The organism is Parapedobacter luteus, assembly GCF_900168055.1.
In the GTDB taxonomy this organism is placed as follows: domain Bacteria; phylum Bacteroidota; class Bacteroidia; order Sphingobacteriales; family Sphingobacteriaceae; genus Parapedobacter; species Parapedobacter luteus.
Map to the genome: position 1 here is coordinate 607,320 of NZ_FUYS01000001.1, position 17,820 is coordinate 625,139.

12 protein-coding genes are annotated in these 17,820 nt (G+C 54.8%); 11 read left to right on the top strand and 1 reads right to left on the bottom strand.

Annotation, left to right across the window (positions count from 1 at the left end; genetic code table 11):
* The first annotated feature begins 7 nt into the window (after positions 1-7).
* Genes B5X72_RS02460 through B5X72_RS02495 form a run of 8 tightly spaced genes read left to right on the top strand, consistent with a single transcriptional unit; the run spans position 8 to position 15,161 of the window.
* Positions 8-1,501 (top strand): RagB/SusD family nutrient uptake outer membrane protein, encoded by a 1,494-nt coding sequence (locus B5X72_RS02460; RefSeq protein WP_079715231.1) that lies wholly within the window; start codon positions 8-10, stop codon positions 1,499-1,501.
* Positions 1,492-2,460 (top strand): hypothetical protein, encoded by a 969-nt coding sequence (locus B5X72_RS02465; protein WP_139378489.1) that lies wholly within the window; start codon positions 1,492-1,494, stop codon positions 2,458-2,460. Before B5X72_RS02460 ends, B5X72_RS02465 begins: the two co-directional genes overlap by 10 nt.
* Positions 2,457-4,256, top strand: a complete 1,800-nt coding sequence (locus tag B5X72_RS02470) for an FAD-dependent oxidoreductase (protein ID WP_079715233.1) — start codon at positions 2,457-2,459, stop codon at positions 4,254-4,256. The genes B5X72_RS02465 and B5X72_RS02470 overlap by 4 nt, the downstream gene beginning before the upstream one ends.
* A gap of 18 nt (positions 4,257-4,274) precedes the next feature.
* A complete protein-coding gene (locus B5X72_RS02475; RefSeq protein WP_217698078.1) occupies positions 4,275-6,545 on the top strand; it encodes a TIM-barrel domain-containing protein in 2,271 nt (756 codons plus the stop codon).
* Positions 6,545-9,151 (top strand): beta-L-arabinofuranosidase domain-containing protein, encoded by a 2,607-nt coding sequence (locus tag B5X72_RS02480; RefSeq protein ID WP_245826781.1) that lies wholly within the window; start codon positions 6,545-6,547, stop codon positions 9,149-9,151. Before B5X72_RS02475 ends, B5X72_RS02480 begins: the two co-directional genes overlap by 1 nt.
* Before the next feature lie 11 nt (positions 9,152-9,162).
* Positions 9,163-11,202, top strand: coding sequence for a glycoside hydrolase family 2 protein (locus B5X72_RS02485; protein ID WP_079715403.1), 2,040 nt, complete (start codon positions 9,163-9,165; stop codon positions 11,200-11,202).
* A 21-nt stretch (positions 11,203-11,223) separates the two neighbouring features.
* Positions 11,224-13,515, top strand: a complete 2,292-nt coding sequence (locus B5X72_RS02490; protein ID WP_079715235.1) for an FAD-dependent oxidoreductase — start codon at positions 11,224-11,226, stop codon at positions 13,513-13,515.
* Positions 13,512-15,161 (top strand): sodium:solute symporter family protein, encoded by a 1,650-nt coding sequence (locus B5X72_RS02495; RefSeq protein ID WP_079715236.1) that lies wholly within the window; start codon positions 13,512-13,514, stop codon positions 15,159-15,161. The genes B5X72_RS02490 and B5X72_RS02495 overlap by 4 nt, the downstream gene beginning before the upstream one ends.
* 16 nt (positions 15,162-15,177) lie before the next feature.
* Here the strand turns inward: B5X72_RS02495 and B5X72_RS02500 are convergent, their stop codons facing one another.
* Positions 15,178-15,558: a co-chaperone GroES gene (locus B5X72_RS02500; RefSeq protein ID WP_200120757.1), complete on the bottom strand. Its 381-nt coding sequence runs from the start codon at positions 15,556-15,558 to the stop codon at positions 15,178-15,180.
* A gap of 107 nt (positions 15,559-15,665) precedes the next feature.
* Here B5X72_RS02500 and B5X72_RS21160 point away from each other — a divergent pair, with 107 nt between their 5' ends.
* From B5X72_RS21160 to B5X72_RS02515, 3 genes are all read left to right on the top strand, one after another.
* Complete coding sequence (locus B5X72_RS21160; protein ID WP_370584493.1) at positions 15,666-15,824, top strand: Rpn family recombination-promoting nuclease/putative transposase; 159 nt, start codon at positions 15,666-15,668, stop codon at positions 15,822-15,824.
* A 61-nt stretch (positions 15,825-15,885) separates the two neighbouring features.
* Positions 15,886-16,440 carry a sigma-70 family RNA polymerase sigma factor gene (locus tag B5X72_RS02510; RefSeq protein WP_079715238.1) on the top strand — a complete coding sequence of 185 codons (555 nt, stop codon included), beginning with the start codon at positions 15,886-15,888 and terminating at the stop codon, positions 16,438-16,440.
* A gap of 122 nt (positions 16,441-16,562) precedes the next feature.
* A complete protein-coding gene (locus B5X72_RS02515; RefSeq protein ID WP_079715239.1) occupies positions 16,563-17,747 on the top strand; it encodes a FecR family protein in 1,185 nt (394 codons plus the stop codon).
* Positions 17,748-17,820: the final 73 nt, after the last annotated feature.

Consider the following 17,820-nt stretch of genomic DNA (forward strand, 5'->3'; position numbering starts at 1 on the left):
ACAGGCAATGAAATCGCTTAACAAATTATACAAAACCATGCTGTTCCTGGCTATTGGCTCGGGAATGTCAGCGTGCAAGCTTGACGAAACGATTTATTCGTCAATTTTTACCGAATCTTACTACCAGACCGCTTCAGACGCCGAAAAGGCGTTGGTTGCTGCCTATGGGGCGCTGGGTGGGCTATATGGCGGGCCGGCGGCTTTGCTGGTGCCTGACTTCAGCGATGACCAGACGTATCCGCGTGCGGTCGTGGGCCGCAATACGCTGACGTTGTTTACCGTGGAGCCTACCTACACCACGCAGCGGAGCCAGGGTAGGCTGAATGAGTCACCCCAGCAGATATGGACGTCCTGCTACCAGGGTATTGAACGGGCCAACTGGATCATCGCCAAGGTGCCCGGAACCCAGATGAATGAAACACGTAAGCAGGAGATCATAGGGGAAGCACATTTTCTACGGGCATTTTACCACTGGATGCTGGCCAAAAACTTTGGGGAGATTCCCGTCAAAATAGTGCCGAGCACCACAGAAGCCGAGGCTTACACGCCGAAAAGCCCGCTCAATGAGGTTTATGCGCAGATCTATGCCGATCTGGACATGGCTTACAATGCCGGATTGCCTTCGTTTCCGGCAGTCGAGCCCGGCAGGCCTTCACGGGAGGCCGTCCAGGCGCTGCATGCAAAGGCCGCATTGTATAACGAAGATTGGGAGATTGCCCTGCAAAAAGCAGAGGCGATATTAGGGACGCAGACGTATTCGCTTATTGATGATGTGGTACAGCTTTTCCATCATGCAAATGAGGAAGAGGCGCGCAGGGAAATGATATGGGCCTTTGAAGTAGATGCCATCTCCCCGGGCAACGGTCACCAGATGGTGGGGCTGACGGGGCCTTCCGGCAGCGGGGGCGTTGAATATGCCCGTACTTCCTACGGTTCCATGTTTGCCTATATGGATTTCTTCAACTCCTTTGATCCGGCTGATGAAAGGAGACTGCTGCTGGATACCACTTATCTGGACCGGTCAGGGAGGTGGGTGCCCCAACGGGAGATCACCCCGATTACGCCGGAGGGTGTATTGATAAAAAAATACCAGGATCCGGTCTCCACGACCAGTTCGACACGTAACCTGCCCATCTTCAGGCTTGCAGACATCTACCTGATTGCGGCAGAGGCGGAAGCGCGTCTTCATGGCCCCACGGCCAAGGCGTATGACTATGTGAATGCCATCAGGACCAGGGCTGGCCTGGGTGAGCTGCCGGCAGGGCTGAGCCAAGGTGATTTCATTGATGCCGTCATCCAGGAGCGGGCCTGGGAGTTTTTTGCCGAGGGCGACCGCTGGTATGACCTGACGCGTACGGGGAAATTCCTTGAAGTGATCCCCAACGCGGTAAATGACGTGTATCCGGTGAGGAACGTGCAGCCCAGAAACAGGTATTTCCCCATACCGCAGGATGAAATCAATGCCAATCCGGAACTGACCCAAAACCCTGATTGGAACTGATCGCTATGTGCAGACTGGTGTTGTTCATATCGATTGCTGCTGCTGCCAATGTAAATGCTGCGTATGCGCGGACGCCCCATGCGGCCGATTCTTTGGCTTATCCCGTAAACGAGTATAACGGGATAAGCTATGAGGTCCGGCTGGTGCGTGACAGTGCCGGCATGCCCGGACATTACCATGCGCGTATCTTTACGCCGGTCTGTGACGACGATGTATGCAAGCCCGTGTATATAGACCTCTATTGGGACCTGCTGGGCAGCTATCTGCGGTATACGGTTCCGCTCAACGAGTCGCTAACCAAGATGGACCACGAGGAGTTCAAGCGGGAGGAATATGCGAAGCTGCACGAGATATTGGCGGACTCCAACTCGCTGCTGAAAGACTACGAAATGGAGGAGCTTGTGGAGTCGGCCACCAAGACTTCGCCGGGCGAGGTCGACGCGGTGACGGGGGCCACGGCAAAGTCCCTGCAGGCGGTGGTCATACCGGGAGCCCTGTATACGTGCTATACGCTTTGGCATATCGCTCATGGCCGCGTGGTGGATACCATTGCCAAGATCACCGATAGCTTGGTGGACCCACCCTTGCTGCTGCATTTTCTGGAAAGCCGTAACCACCGGTATCAGTATTTTGCGTTGGATAAGGTGATGGACAACCAGGGGAATGTGGAGCCCGACTACCGGGAACCGGTGATCAACCTGATCCGCAGCCCTAATGTTTTCCTGGCCGCCCATGTGCTGAAGCGGCTTTCCCCAACCTATTTTTCCGGTGAGGAACGGCAGAATTGGCTGTGGGAAACGTTCCTGGGCGGAAGCTACCGGCTGAAGCTGGGCATCTTGGACAAAATGGAGCAATTGCCGCTGACCAACGCGCTGAGAACCCGCCTGGCGACGGATAAAGGTGATTTCAACGAAGTTATTGCAGAACGAATAGAACATTTACTAAACAGACAATCATGAAGATACCACTGAATTTTATAGCCCGTTACTGCCTGCTGGCCTTACTGGGGGCACTGTCAGTGCACGTAAAAGCGCAGACCCAGGTTCTGGTGGAAGCCGAATCATTTGATGATCCGGGGGGATGGGTGATCGACCAGCAGTCGTTCCCGGTTATCCAATCGTCGTACCTCATGGCGCATGGCATGGGAAGGCCCGTGGCGGATGCCACGACGACCGTCCGGTTTGAGCAACCCGGCACGTATCACCTGTGGGTGCGGACAAAAGACTGGGCACCGTTCCCGAAAGGACCGGGTAAATTTCAGGTGTGGGTGAACGGCAAGCCGGCAGGGGGCGTGTTCGGCGAAAGCGGTTCAGTGGACTGGAAATGGTATTATGGCGGTGAGGTGAAGGTTGATGAGGCTGCCGCTGAAATACGGCTGAAGGACCTGACCGGTTTCAACGGGCGCTGTGATGCATTGCTTTTCAGCACCTCCGGCAGTGAACCGCCGCAGGACTCTGCAGGGATGTCCGGTCTGCGGCGCGAGCTGCTCAGCCTGGACCAGACCCGGAAAGAAGCCGGGCACTTTGATCTGGTGGTTGTGGGTGGCGGCATTGCGGGTACATGTGCTGCTGTAGTGGCGGCGCGGCTGGGACTGAAGGTTGCGCTCATCCAGGATCGCCCGGTCCTGGGTGGCAATAACAGCTCGGAAGTGCGGGTGCACCTACGCGGCGATATTGACAAGAACCATCACCCCAAACTGGGCAGGGTGGTGCGCGAGCTGGATAACGGCGATCCGGGAAACGGAAATCCAAGTGGAAGCGACTATGGCGACAAACGGAAACTGGACGTGGTCAGTTATGAAAAGAATATAGACCTGTATCTGAATACGCATGTTTACCAGGTGGAGATGGAGGGGGGACGGATTTCAGCGGTCATTGGCCGGAACATCAAGACCAACAGGGAAGTCCGGTTTACGGGTACTTATTTTTCCGATTGCACGGGCGATGGCACCGTGGGCTACCTTGCGGGTGCAGACTACCGCATGGGACGGGAAAGCCGGGCCGAAACGGGGGAATCACTGGCTCCGGAAAAGGCCGATGATTTTACCTTGGGCACGTCAAACCTCTGGGCTTCGCTGCCCGTGGATTCGGTGACAAGCTTTCCCGAAACCCCGTGGGCCTTGCCGTTTTCAGATGAGTACCACATAGATGAGGAACGGTCCGACTGGCAGTGGGAGACGGGCTTTGGCAACATGAACACCATTACCGAGGCTGAGAAAATCCGTGATCATAACCTCCGTGCGGTTTACGGCAACTGGTCATACCTGAAGAATAACAAGACCGAGAAATACGGCAAGCGTGAGCTGGCCTGGGTGGCATACATTGGTGGTAAACGGGAATCCCGGCGCTTGCTGGGCGATCACATCCTGACGCAGATGGACATACAGGAGGGCAAGATGTATCCGGACGCCACCGTGACGGCCACATGGACCATTGACCTGCATTTTCCGCAAAAAGAAAACAGTCTTTATTTCCCGGGGGAAGAGTTTTTTGCCGGTACCGAACACATCCGGGTGGCGCCTTATACAATACCTTATCGTTGCCTGTATAGCCGCAATATTCCCAACCTGTTTATGGCCGGCCGCAACATCAGTACCACGCATGTGGCTTTTGGAAGTACCCGCGTAATGCGGACCTGCGGAATGATGGGTGAGGTGGTCGGGATGGCCGCGTCCATTGCCAAGGCGCACAACACAACGCCAAGGGGTGTCTATGAAGATCATTTGGACGAACTTGTGGCAATGATCAAGGACTAGGAAGGCGTGGTGTTGATAGTGCAAAAGATTTTGATTGCGCTGTGCTTGCTCCTGGGAGCGGCGGCGGCGCATGCGCAAGGCCAAGCAACCATCGCGCTTGCTCGGACTGGTTATACGCTTTATGTCGATACCACCACCATGGCCATGTGGGCGGAAAGTGCGCAAAAGCACATGCCTCGGCATGCGCTGGGAAATCCGGTCTTTTCCCATGTGACGGACACAGGCATGCACGGCATCCGTGAGGGGCGTGTGCTGCAATACGGTGGCGACTCGCTCATCGCCCGTGTGACCAGCACGGCCGGCTTGACGGCCAAAATACGCCTCCGGCTTGGTGATGATTTCTTTTCGATGACGCTGACACCTGAGGGGGACGCCGCTGTACCGGAGCAGCTGTACCGCATTGACTTCCAGGCGGCACCGCTCAGCCCGGCATATGGGCTGGGAGACCACGGTGGCTTCGGCTCGAGTACCGATGTGACGGGATTCAGGGACGATGATTTCGGAAACCGTAACAACGAGCATCGTTTTATCTCCACGTTTACCATTTTCCCGGCCCACAACTTTGCGCAGGTACTGTTCAGCGAGCGGACCAATCGGGTGGCCATCACCCAAACGGAAAACAGGCTAGGCGTTGCCGCAGCGAAGGCCGCGACGATTTACTATTTTTTCGGTATGCCCAAGCAGATTTACCAGGCCTATAAACAGGTGAAGGCAGCGGAAGGTTATCCGGATCTGAAGCCGAAGTACCGGTTTTTCCAGTTGGGGTATGAGGCATTCGGGTCGTTGGGATGGAACACTTACCAGTCTTCCGTGGAGCAGGACATTGCGGCTTATCTGGAGCGCGGGTACCCGCTGAAATGGGCGGTGGTGGGATCGGGATTCTGGAAGGGTGAGCGGCGCAAACCCACAGAAGGCGCTACCACGAGTTTCGGTATCTGGGATGACGCGGCTACCGCTGGCAGGAAGGATGGCCTGCCCAACCCGCGCTATCCGGATCCGCAGGCGTTCAAGGATTTTTTCAGGGCCCGGGATATCAGCCTCTTGCTGGGCTTGCGCATAAACTTCAAGGCCCCCGAGGAGTATGGGGGCTTCTATACACCGGAGAACGACGGAAAATATATGCAAGAAGGTCTTGCGAAGAACTATTTTATCGGCAGCGGAAAGCCTGAAACTTACCGGGTGAATTTTCCGCAGGGAAAGGTATTCCTGCTGGATGGTAAAAAGCCGGAGGCCGTGGATTGGTACGCGGCAGGGGCAGACCGGTGGGGAGTGGATGGGTTTAAGGAAGACCTGATGCTCTTTGATGGCAAGAAACTCGATAACGATGCCAAGCTGAACAAGGTGAATGAAGCGTTGATGGAGCGCGGCTACTTGGTCATGGCCAGGAACAGTGCTTATTCGGTGGCGGGCGACATCCTCAGGCTGGAAGACACGAAGCACGGGTTTGACCAGGACCGACCGCTGATCAATGGCCTTAATTACGCGGCGAGCGGCGTTTCAGCGGTTTACCTGGATATTGTAGCCGGCAAGTACCTGGAGAAGCCCTTGACCGATGATCAGAAGCTGTATTTCGTCCGCAATGCGATGACCGTGGCCGTAAGCCCGGTAATGGCCATGGGATACGGGCCGTGGCACCTGGAATCCTCTACCTACGAAAACGCCGTGAAGAAGGCAGCCCATTGGCACGCGGCGCATGCCGCTTATATATACAGCGAAGCCGTCAAAGGTTATCACACCGGCTTCCCATACGCCATGACACCCCTTCCGCTGGCATTTCCCCATGATTCAGCCACGTACCGCTTAGCGGGAACGCAACGGCGCCAATATGCGTGGATGCTGGGGGAGTCCTTGCTGGCAACGCCGCTGTATGGCAATGATTATGCTACTGCCAAGACACGGAGTGTCTACCTTCCGGCGGGCAGATGGATGGATTATGAAACCAAACAGTGGTTCCAGGGCCCCACAACGCTGGAGAACTATGCTTTTCCCTTGGATAAGATACCGGTATTCGTTGGCGGCAAAGGCGTGGTCATCGAACAAGCCGACCAGCGTTACCACGCCCGGGTTTACCCGACATCGGATGAGCCGTTTACCTATCGCTTTTACTTCCCCGACGGTGAGCGTGCAGCCGTCATCCACAAATCTTTCGCCGGCTGGAAACCGGGGAAATACCGCATTGAAAACCGTGCAGCGGGCCAGGAACAGGTCATCGGGTTGGATGACCTGCAATCGTCGTTTTCCTTCCCGATAGAACCCGCTATGGAATATCACTTAACCCGCCTTGATTGATGATTATGAGACGTTGCGAAAAACAATCCTTTACATCGGTGTTATTGCTACTGGCACACCTGGTGCCGGCCTGCTTGTTTGCCCAGCAAAACGTGGTGCTGGAAAACGGGCACCTGCGCTTGAAATGGGTACCCACTGCCGGCGGGTATGTACTGCGGGAAATCGTGCTGAATCCCGGTGCAGATTCCCTCGCTCTGGATGCTCCGGAGGGAAGCTACGTGGGGCTATATACGGCCGGCAAGCCCGATACCGCCATAAACACCGGGCTGCTTGCCGAAGCGAAAGGTCATGTCTTTGACGAATATAAATACATCCTTAACCGGTGGCGGGATTGCTTCCGTCCGGTGCCGCTGAATACGGCGGGCGAGGCGGTTTCGTTTTTTCCGTCAAGCGCCAGGTCCTCGGCCCACGGGGTAGAATTTATGCACCAAACGGATCGGTTTACCGCGCAGATCATTTGGTCGCTGGATCGCCTTTATACCCATGATGTGCTCGTGGAAATGCGTGTGACGGCCAGGCAGGCCGGTTATTTTTCATTTGCGACGCCCACACTTTTCAACACCGAGCCGGGTGATCTGGAATGGGCCATGCTGCCCGGTTATTTCCAGGGCCGTGCCATCCAGCCGGACCTGCTGCGGGCCTATGCGTACGGGCAGGGCATCCCCAGCCTCCCGGTGGTGGTGCGCGAACGTACGGCAAGCACGCTGGCAGCTTTCATCCAAAACAAACAGGGCGTGACGTTGGCCGTAATCCCCGAACCGGGCACGGCCGCTGATCCCTGGGCGGACAGCAGGGATTCGCGCGACCAATGGCGGCTCGGCCTGTCGCTGATGAACCGCGGGGGTGGGCTTTCTCCCACACTGTACCATCCGGTGCTGGGTGAGGTGGATTCCTACCTGAATGCGGGTGAAGAACGCGTCTTCCGGTTCAGGTATTCGCTGCAACGCGCCGACTGGTTTAAGGTATACAAACACGCCATCTATGACGTCTATGACTTTGATGAAGCCGTGCGGCTCAAGAATACGCGGCAGTCACTGACCGACCGCGTGCGCTCAATGCTGGACTACCTGAAGGATGACTCGACATCGCTATGGAACGTCCATAACTACCAGGGGCTGGAGATAGGGGCGCAATCGTATCTTGGAGGAGTAGTGGGTGCCGATAAAGACGCGATGAAAAACGCGGATTACGGAGCCATGTGGATGCTGGCCCGCATTACGCAGGATGCCGTGCTGAACGAAACCCGGCTACAGCCGGCGCGGAACTTTAAACTGACACAGCAGCAGACCGCAGATGGGTTTTTCCAGGGCGCAGCGGTTGGACAGTATTACTTATGGAAAAGCAAGCGGTTTACCGAAGAGTGGGGCGATTATGTGGAACCGATTGCCCTGACGTACTATACGCTGCTGGACATTGGCAACATTCTGCTTTTCGAGCCGGACGACAAGGAACTGAAAGACCGCCTGAGGCGGGGAGCAGACAAGCTGCTGGAATGGCAGCGGCCCGATGGAAGCTGGCAGGTGGCGTACGACCGGCATACCGAGCAGCCTGCATTTACCGACCAGCTGGATTTGCGCCCTACGTTTTATGGGCTCCTGGTGGCCCACCGCCTGCTGGGCGATAAAAAATACCTTCAGGGCGCTATCCGGGGTGCCGACTGGTACGTGCGTGAGGCCGTAAACAAGGGGCATTTCCTGGGGGTATGCGGCGATGTGCGCTTTGTACCGGACTTTGCGACAGGACAAAGCGCCCAGGCGTTGCTGGACCTCTATGAGCAGACGGGCGATACCGTATACCGCCAGGCTGCCATTGATGCGGCGAGGATTTACACGGCCTCGGTGTATACCCATCCGACACCCTCGCAACGGGTCAAGGAAGTAAAAGGAAAGCGAAAGGAAGATTGGGAAATTTCGCAGGTGGGCCTTAGTTTTGAGCATGGAGGAACACTGGGCTCAGCAAACGGTGGCGGCCCGATCCTGCTGGCCAGCCATGCCGGCCTGTTTGTACGGATGGCGGGCCTGACGGGTGAGCGCCTGTTTTTGGATATGGCTCGCGCCGCGGCCTGGGGGCGCGATGCCTTCGTAGATCCGGCCACCCGCGTGGCTTCCTACTACTGGGCGCGAATGGATGCGGGGTCAGGCCCGTTCCCCCATCATGCGTGGTGGCAGGTGGGGTGGATCACCGACTACCTGATTGCGGAAATTGCTCTACGCTCCGACGGACAGATCAATTTTCCCAAGGGCTTCATCACGCCGAAGGTGGGGCCGCACCAGCCGTATGGTTTTGCCGACGGACAGATTTTCGGTGCTCCGGCAACGCTGTATCTCCCGATAGGGGCGGTAACCGTTGAAAACCCCCGGGTGGATTTCATGGCGGCGAAAGCAACCCGTGGAACCGCTATGTACCTGATGCTATTGAACAACAGCACGACGGCGCAGCGCAGTTCGGTATCGCTCCAAGGGCTTGCGCTGCCGGCATATTCCACAGCCGTTTTATTGGACGAAAAGGGCGAGAAACTCGAGGACGTGCGGGTGGAAGAAGGGCGTTTCGCGGTAGATTTACCGCCATGGGGGCTGAAGGTGATCAAATTAACGAACCAGACTTAACTTGTATTGAAATGAACGGAATTAAACGATTGATCCTGCTGGTTTTGGCCTGTGGCTTTACGGGTGGCGTATTGGCCCAATACCATATCCGGCATCCCAACGCCATCACGCTGCACGGCGAATGGACATTTGCGCTTGATCTGGCCGATCAGGGCATAAGCGGTCAATGGTACCTTGATGGCATAACCCGGACCAATAGACAGGACATCGTGACGGTGCCGCACTGTTTTTCTTCCGATCCGCGTTACCTGTTTTACACGGGCACAGCATGGTACCGCAAATCATTTGCGTGGAAGCCCGCGTCTGGCGAGCGCGTGATCCTGCATTTTGATGCGGCCTATTACCTGACAAGGGTATGGCTGAACGGGCAAGAGGTAGGTACGCATGAAGGGGGGTACACGCCTTTTCATTTTGATATAACCGATTATCTGAAGGAAGGTGATAACCTGCTGGCTGTGTCTGTAAGCAACGACACCTGGAAGCTGAATACCGTGCCGGCGGTGAAGGATAATTATGATATCAACGGTTCGTATCCGGCCTGGATCAACTACGGTGGACTGATCCGGCCGGTGTACCTGACCGTGGAACCCGAGGTCTACATCGAAAACCTGAAGGTGGAGGCGACGCCTGACCTGGACAAGGGCGATGCCGTTCTGAAGACAAAAGTCCGCATACGCAATGCCTCAAAGCAGGCGGTTTCGCCCAAATCCGATTTCATCGTGCGCCTCGGCGAGCAGACCATTCCGCTGCGGTGGCAAACCGGCGCCTTGCGCATACCGGCAGGCGAAACGCTCACTCTGGAATCAAGCAGCAAGCTTTCTGCCGCCCAAACCGAGCTGTGGGACATCAATTCGCCCACATTGTATAACCTTGCCGCAGCGGTGGGCAGCGATACCGTGGCGACAAACTTCGGGATCCGCAAAGTGGAGGTCCGCGATGCGCAACTGCTGCTGAACGGCCGGCCGGTGCGGCTGGGTGGGGGCAACCGCGTGTTGGATTATCCGGGCTTAGGCTCACTGGAGCCTGACTGGCTCATTGAGCGGGATTTCCGGCTCATGAAGGAAGCGGGCATGGAGTTTCAGCGCCTGACGCATTATACACCGGCGGAATATTTCTACGACCTGGCAGACCGTTACGGCATGCTGATCATTACTGAAGCCGGCAACTGGCAGCTTACGCCGAAGCAACTGGACAACGACACCATCCGCACGAAGTTCAAACAGCAATTCCGTGAGATGGTTGAACGCGACTGGAATCATCCGAGCGTAATAGCCTACAGTGTAGGCAATGAGTACCTGTCTGACGAGCCGGAGGGCCAGCGCTGGACCGAAGATATGATCGCTTATGCGAAGGAACTGGACGCCACAAGACTGTATACCTTTGCCACCATGCGGCTGAATAGCCTGCCGGAAAAACCGGAGGACGAAGCCAGCCAGTATGTGGACTTTGTAAGCGCCAATATCTACGGCAACCACGCCAAGGCGCTGGATCACATTCACCGGCTTTATCCGGATAAGCCGGTCCTGATCAGTGAATGGGGCGTGCGGGCAGACAACGCAAAAGGTGAAGCGGGGCAGGTACAGCACATCACTGAGGTGATGGGTGAACTCCGGAAGCGTCCCTACGTGGCCGGTGCAGCCTGGTGGACCTACAACGATTACCAAAGCCGCTACTACGGCAGCAATGCCAACGGCTACCGGCCGTGGGGGCTGGTGGGTCCGGGTCGCTCGGCCCGGCCGGCTTATCAGGTTTATCAACAGGAAATGGCTCCACTGACCGTGGAAAAAACGGGTTTTCAGCCCGGGGGTAAGGGTGTGCATGAGCTGCGGCTGAAAATAAGTGCACGGGCCGATTTCCCGGCCTACAGGGTACAGGGCTATGTGCTGGAAACGCCACATACCCGGGTAAACTTACCGGACCTGGAACCGGGCGAAAGCGCGGAGATCACCTTGCCTGTGACCGGATTCCAGGAGGATATTTTGCTGAAAGTCGTCAAGCCCACAGGCTATGTAGCCTTGCAGCAAACCATGACGTTGAACGAAAAGAATTGATTTTACAGTACCTATAAAGACATGATTCAAGAAGCGGAAATTGATAGAAGATATTCCCGGACGGTCACCTTGTCAGCAGACTTGGTGATTACAGGCGGAGGTCTGTCTGGCACGTGTGCAGCCATCACCGCGGCAAGGCAGGGGTTGAAGGTGGTGCTGGTGCAGGACCGGCCGGTATTGGGCGGCAACGCCTCGAGTGAGGTGCGCCTATGGATATTGGGGGCTACCTCGCACATGGGTAACAACAATCGCTGGAGCAGGGAAGGGGGGGTCATAGACGAGTTGCTGGTGGAAAACATGTACCAGAACCCCGAAGGCAATCCCATTATCCTGGACATGATTCTGCTCGACAAGGTGGTTCAGGAACCGAATATCACGCTGCTGCTCAATACGGCGGTATATGAGGTGGAAAAGGCCGACCCCGATACTATCCGGAGTCTGAAGGCCTTTTGCAGCCAGAATTCGACCACCTATCACCTGGAAGCGCCTCTGTTTTGCGATGCTTCCGGCGACGGTATCGTGGGCTTTCTGGCGGGAGCAGCGTTCCGCATGGGCGCTGAAGGGCGGGAAGTGTTTGATGAGCCCATGGCACCGGATGCTGACTATGGCGAGCTGCTGGGGCATTCACTGTATTTCTACAGCAAGGATACCGGAAAACCGGTGAAGTTTACCGCGCCCTCCTTTGCCATAGATGTGTCTAAGGAGATTCCGCGTTTCCGGAATTTCAAGGCCAATGAGCATGGCTGCCAGCTCTGGTGGGTGGAGCACGGGGGGCGCCTGGATACGGTACATGATACGGAGCGTATCAAGTGGGAGCTGTGGCGCGTGGTGTACGGCATCTGGGACTATATTAAAAACTCCGGTAAGTTTCCGGAGGCCGAGACCATGACGCTGGAATGGGTAGGGATGATCCCGGGCAAGCGTGAGAGCCGCCGTTTCGAGGGCGACTACATGCTGAGCCAGCGCGACCTGATCGAGCAGCGCACACATCCCGATGCGGTGGCCTACGGTGGATGGTCCATTGATCTGCATCCCGCCGACGGGGTGTTCAGCGAACGGCAGCCTTGCAATCAATGGCATAGCAAGGGCGTTTTCCAGATTCCGTATCGGTGCCTGTACAGCCGGAACATCAAAAACCTGTTCTTTGCGGGCCGGATCATCAGCGTGAGCCACGTGGCGTTCGGCGCCACGCGTGTGATGGCCACCAGTGCCTACGTGGGGCAGGCGGTAGCGGTGGCGGCAGCATTGTGCAAACGGCAGGGTGTGCTTCCACGCGCGCTTTACGAACAGGGGCACATGGTCCAATTGCAGCGCGAATTGATGAAGACGGGGCAGCATATTCCCGGCCTTGCGTTGGCCGATGATGCTGACCTGGTCGCGCATGCGCGGCTGACGGCTTCGAGTACCCTGGCTTTTTCTGGATTCCGGCGGGAAAATCTGCGCTGGAAATCGCTTGACATCGGCGCTGCCCAGTTGGTGCCGCTAAATGCCGGCGCCGTGCCGGTGTTTTCCCTGCCCGTTCGGGCCAGTGGCAATACCGCGCTGGTGGTGGAACTGCGGGTGAGCAGCCGGAAAGGGGGATTTACGCCCGATACGGTGCTGGCAACGGAGTCCGTTGCGCTTGCGCCTGGGATGACCGACCTGGAGCTTGATTTCAAGGCGGTGCTGGAGGAGGCACAATATGTTTTCCTGACTTTCCTTGGAAACCCCGAGGTGCAGCTCCCTTACACCGACCAGCGGATAACAGGACTGCTTTCGGTGTTCAATGGCGTAAACAAGAAAGTGTCTAACAATGGCTACCAGCAGCCGCCCGTCGGCTCCGGGGTGGATGAGTTTGAGTTCTGGTGTCCGCAACGCCGCCCGGAAGGGCAGAATATCGCCATCGCACTGGCTGATCCACAGCTGGCATTCGAACCGGATAATATCCGGAATGGCGTAGACCGACCCGTTACCGGGCCTAACGCCTGGGTGGCTGACCCCAATGACGCTGATCCGCATGTCTCGTTGCAATGGGATACGCCTGAAACGATCAGCCGCATCGTGCTGGTGTTTGACACGGATGCAGACCATGCGATGGAGTCTGTGCTGATGACTCATCCTGAACGGGTGATGCCGTTTTGTGTGCGGAATTACAGGATAGCAGATGCGGCCGGGAACGTGATCTACCAAAAGACGGATAACTACCAGACAAGGAATATCATTGTCTTGAACGAACCGGTGACGACCGATAAGCTGACGATCCATGTCGAACATCCGTCCGATGACGTTCCCGCTGCCCTGTTTGCCATCAGATGTTACGGGGGGGTGCAATGACGACACTTGACTATTGGGTAATCGTGATTTTTTCCATCGGCATATTGGTTGCCGGACTTTCCATGAGCGACCGCAAAGCGGACATGCAGTCTTATTTCGGCGCAAGCGGAGCCTTGCCCTGGTGGATGAGCGGTCTGTCCCTGTACATGGGGTTTTTCTCTGCGGGCACTTTTGTGGTATGGGGTGCCATTGCCTATGAACAGGGATGGGTGGCTATTACCATACAATGGATGATGGCCATTGCCGGATTCCTGATTGGTCGTTTCATCGCACCGCGATGGCGGCAAACCGGTGTGCTTACCGCAGCCGAATTTGTGCAACAGCGATTCGGAAGCGGTGTCCATAAGTTTTATACGTATGTTTTTCTCCTGATGAGCTTTGCCTACAACGGGGCCTTCCTGTATCCGGTAGCGAAATTGGTGAACGTGTCAACCGGCCTGCCTTCCCATTATGCAATCATGCTTTTCGGTCTGATGGCCGTGCTCTATACGACTTCCGGCGGGTTATGGGCAGTTATTGTGACCAATGTGCTGCAATTCGTGGTGCTTACCGCTGCGGTGATGATCGTCGTGCCGCTGGCATTCGAGCGGGTAGGTGGCATACCTGCTTTCGTAAGCGCGGCACCCGAAGGATTTTTTAACCTTACCGGCGGCGAATATACCCCATGGTTTATTGCCGCTTTCGGACTTTATAACATGGTGTTCATTGGCGGCAACTGGGCTTATGTACAACGGTACACGAGTGTGCCCACCAAACGGGAAGCGAAGAAAGTGGGTTACCTGTTCGGCTGGCTGTATCTGATTAGTCCGGTCGTGTGGATGCTGCCGCCGATGCTTTATCGGATGGTTGACGGCAACCTCGCCGGACTGGAAAACGAGGGGGCCTATCTGATGATGTGTAAGGAGGTGCTGCCGGCGGGCCTCATGGGCCTGATGATTACGGGAATGATTTTTGCCACCACCGATTCAGTGAATGCATCGCTCAATGTATCGTCTGCGGTGTTTACCAATGATGTCTATAAACGGATAAACCCCGGCGCTACCAACCGGTCGTTGATGTGGGTGGCCCGTTTGTCCACGCTTGCGTTTGGAATGATTACCGTGTTGGTGGCCCTGATGGTACCCGCAATGGGCGGCATTGTCGAGGTAGTGCTTAGCATCGGTGCACTTACTGGCGTGCCGCTCTATGGCCCCGCCATTTGGGCATTATTTTCCCGCAGGCAAACTGCCTTTTCCGTCCTCTTTACTACCCTGGTGAGTTTAGCCATCAATGTGTTTTTCAAATTCGGCGCGCCGCCCCTGCTCAATGTCATGTTGGACCGGATGCAAGAAACGGTCTTGGGCGTGTCCTTGCCCATCATGCTGCTGGCCATCTTCGAGGTTGTTTACAGGCGTCGGCCTTACCGGATAGCAACATCAGCCGACGCTGCTGCCGATGGAGCCGAGGTGGCTTCCCATGGGAAGCAGCAAAGTGCATTGGCGATTAAAACTGTTGCCTTGGCGTTGTTAGGCGTTGGATTGATGATAATGGTATTGGGCCTGCTCGCTGCAAGCGGACGGCCCGCTGTATTGACCATTGCCTTTATGATTGTTGCGTTAGGCACCTGCTTGCTACGCATGGCTTACCGAAAACGGACTATTTCATAGCGTCCCGAGACAGTGCTCACAACTCCTCTTCCCGCTCCAGCATGAGGATGGCACTCTGCGGTACGATGAAATATTTTTCACCTTGATACTGTATTTCGGTGGACGCACCCATGTGAAAAATAGCTAAATCGCCTTCTTTGGCTTGTAACGGAATATACTTTACCCGCTCTTCCTGAGGTTTCCAAGCGTCATCGTCTTCTGCAGGCACGGGTATGGCGTATCCCGGACCGGTTTTTAGCACATATCCCCATTGTACTTTTTCTTTTTCCTGCACCCCTGGAGGGAGGTATAATCCGCTTTCGGTTCGTTCATTGGGCTTGGTTGGCTTAATCAACACACGGTCGCCCACAACAATCAGTTTTTTCAGCTTATTATCCTGTGTCAATTGGATGGTCATAACAAATCAATTTTTGCGATTGTTAGCAAAAGCCGTGCAGCAATGGCATTTCGTGCCAATATGGCATTTTTGATGGTAGCTGCCTGTTTTCTGGTTACCACCAACAGATCAGGCAAAGAAGGAGGCAATTGACACCTATCATCCCAATCCTGTTCTACCACGGGAGGAAGCAGTGGGAATATGGATTTCCAATAGGACATATTTTTGCCGATTATTGGGTAGTGTTTTGGTGCATAAACAGGACAGCACAGGTTGCCTCTTTGTAAGAAAGGTGTTAGTATTGCAGTATACCAGTTATGACAATTTGGGTTTACCTATCTCCAAATTATGGCATTAAAGAGACTAAACAATGAAGCAGCGGTATTGAAGCTTATTGCCAATGGCGATGAAAAGGCGTTTGCCAGACTGTTTTATGCATACTACAATCAGATTGGTGCATATGTACAGGGACTTACTCAAGATACCGAAGTCACCGGGGAAATCATACAGGAGGTATTTGCCAAAATCTGGATCGACCGTGAGTCGCTCCCGCAAGTTAAGAAGTTTGACGCCTTCCTATTTATCATCTGCCGCAACCATACGCTCAACCACATCCGCCGCATGGTGGCCGAGCGGGGCAATAAGGAGGCTTACCGCTTAGAACTCGACGCTGTACACGAGGAAGAGGGTGTAACAAGCTTGGCTGATCAGTACGAGCTGATAGACCGTGCGATCAGCTTATTGCCTCCACAGCAAAAAAAGGTGTTCGTGCTGAGGCGGCAAGGGTTGAAAAATCCGGAGATTTCCAGACGGATGAACTTATCGATTGAGTCCGTAAAAAAATACCAGCATCTCGCCGTTAAATTTATTAGCGAATTTGTAAAAGGCGAAGCATTGGCTTAACCATGGTCAAACAGTGGCTAACACCGGCCTTTTAAAAAAAATCAATTTTTCCGTATCCACTTTTTGAAAATCCGGTGTCTTTATATCAAAGACCAATAAAACTTATTTGTTAATCGTAATCAATGGATAGGGCTACACTTCTGTTACTGATAGACCGCGCGCTAAACGGCACGATTAGCCCCCAGGAGCAGAAGGAGTTGCAGGAACTGCTGGCCGATCTGTCGAATAAGGACGCCGTCAGGCAGGCACTTCAGGATAAATGGGAAACGTTTGAAGCAAACGATACTGTATTTTCTGATGAACAGGGTGAAGCGATGTTGCGAAAAATACTTAACGGCAAGAGATCTGATTTTTCGGATAATGTAATCCGCCCGTTATTTCCATGGTTTAAGGTTGTGGCCGTTGTTTTTCTTGCAACGGTCGCTTGGGCTATCCTTGATTTCTATTCCAGTGACTGCGATGGGGCCGAATTGACCATGGAACAGGCGGTATCCCAATACGGCATTGAACCGGGTAGCGACAAGGCCATGATCATCCTGGCCAATGGCAGCACAGTAGTATTGGATAACTCCAATACGGGCTTGCTCACCGAGGAGGGGGGAGTTTACATCCGCAACTTGGGCGACGGCATGGTCAGGTACGAGGCGGGTGCCCATGCAATGGGGTATGTGCTGTACAACACCATTAAAATTCCTAAAGGGGGGCACTATCACGTGGTGTTGGAAGATGGAACGAAAGTCCACTTAAATGCCGAGTCGTCTCTTCGTTACCCGGTCCGGTTTGCCGGAGCAGCACGCGAGGTTCAACTGGTGGGCGAGGGCTTTTTTGAAGTAGCTCCCGACGTGACCAGGCCATTCCTTGTAAACACATCACTGCAAACCATCCGGGTATTGGGTACCGTATTTAACATTCGTGCCTACCCGAATCTGAAGGCGAAGACCACATTGGTGGAAGGCCAAGTGGCGGTAAATGGGGCTGGTAATACGGTGATACTCACGCCCGGCGAGACTGCCGAAAGTGAATTGGGGAAAAGTGGCATTAAGATCAAGAAGAGCGATATTGATCAAGATCTTGCTTGGCACAACGGTTATTTCATCTTTGATAACGAGCATATCACCAGCATCATGGAACGGGTAGGAAGATGGTATGACGTGGATGTGGATTATAAAGGAAGTATGGAAAACATCAATTTGGGAGGCGTCTTCCAACGGTCAAAGAGCATCGTACAATTGTTGGAGAGCTTTAAAACAACAGGGTTGGTAAATTTCAACATCAAAGGAAGGAGGATCACCGTGATAGGAAACTAATAACGAAAGGTCACCAAGCGTTAAAAAAACCGAGGCGTTGGCCCGCACTCGGTTCCTGTCTGTTCAGACGATT

What these genes read in the sequence shown, in the direction of transcription:
- B5X72_RS02480 (WP_245826781.1), top strand. Translation starts at nt 6,545, where the DNA reads ATGATTATGAGACGTTGCGAAAAACAATCCTTTACATCGGTGTTATTG.
- B5X72_RS02510 (WP_079715238.1), top strand. Translation starts at nt 15,886, where the DNA reads ATGGCATTAAAGAGACTAAACAATGAAGCAGCGGTATTGAAGCTTATT.
- B5X72_RS02460 (WP_079715231.1), top strand. Translation starts at nt 8, where the DNA reads ATGAAATCGCTTAACAAATTATACAAAACCATGCTGTTCCTGGCTATT.
- B5X72_RS02500 (WP_200120757.1), bottom strand. Translation starts at nt 15,558, where the DNA reads ATGACCATCCAATTGACACAGGATAATAAGCTGAAAAAACTGATTGTT.
- B5X72_RS02515 (WP_079715239.1), top strand. Translation starts at nt 16,563, where the DNA reads ATGGATAGGGCTACACTTCTGTTACTGATAGACCGCGCGCTAAACGGC.
- B5X72_RS02495 (WP_079715236.1), top strand. Translation starts at nt 13,512, where the DNA reads ATGACGACACTTGACTATTGGGTAATCGTGATTTTTTCCATCGGCATA.
- B5X72_RS02490 (WP_079715235.1), top strand. Translation starts at nt 11,224, where the DNA reads ATGATTCAAGAAGCGGAAATTGATAGAAGATATTCCCGGACGGTCACC.
- B5X72_RS02485 (WP_079715403.1), top strand. Translation starts at nt 9,163, where the DNA reads ATGAACGGAATTAAACGATTGATCCTGCTGGTTTTGGCCTGTGGCTTT.
- B5X72_RS02470 (WP_079715233.1), top strand. Translation starts at nt 2,457, where the DNA reads ATGAAGATACCACTGAATTTTATAGCCCGTTACTGCCTGCTGGCCTTA.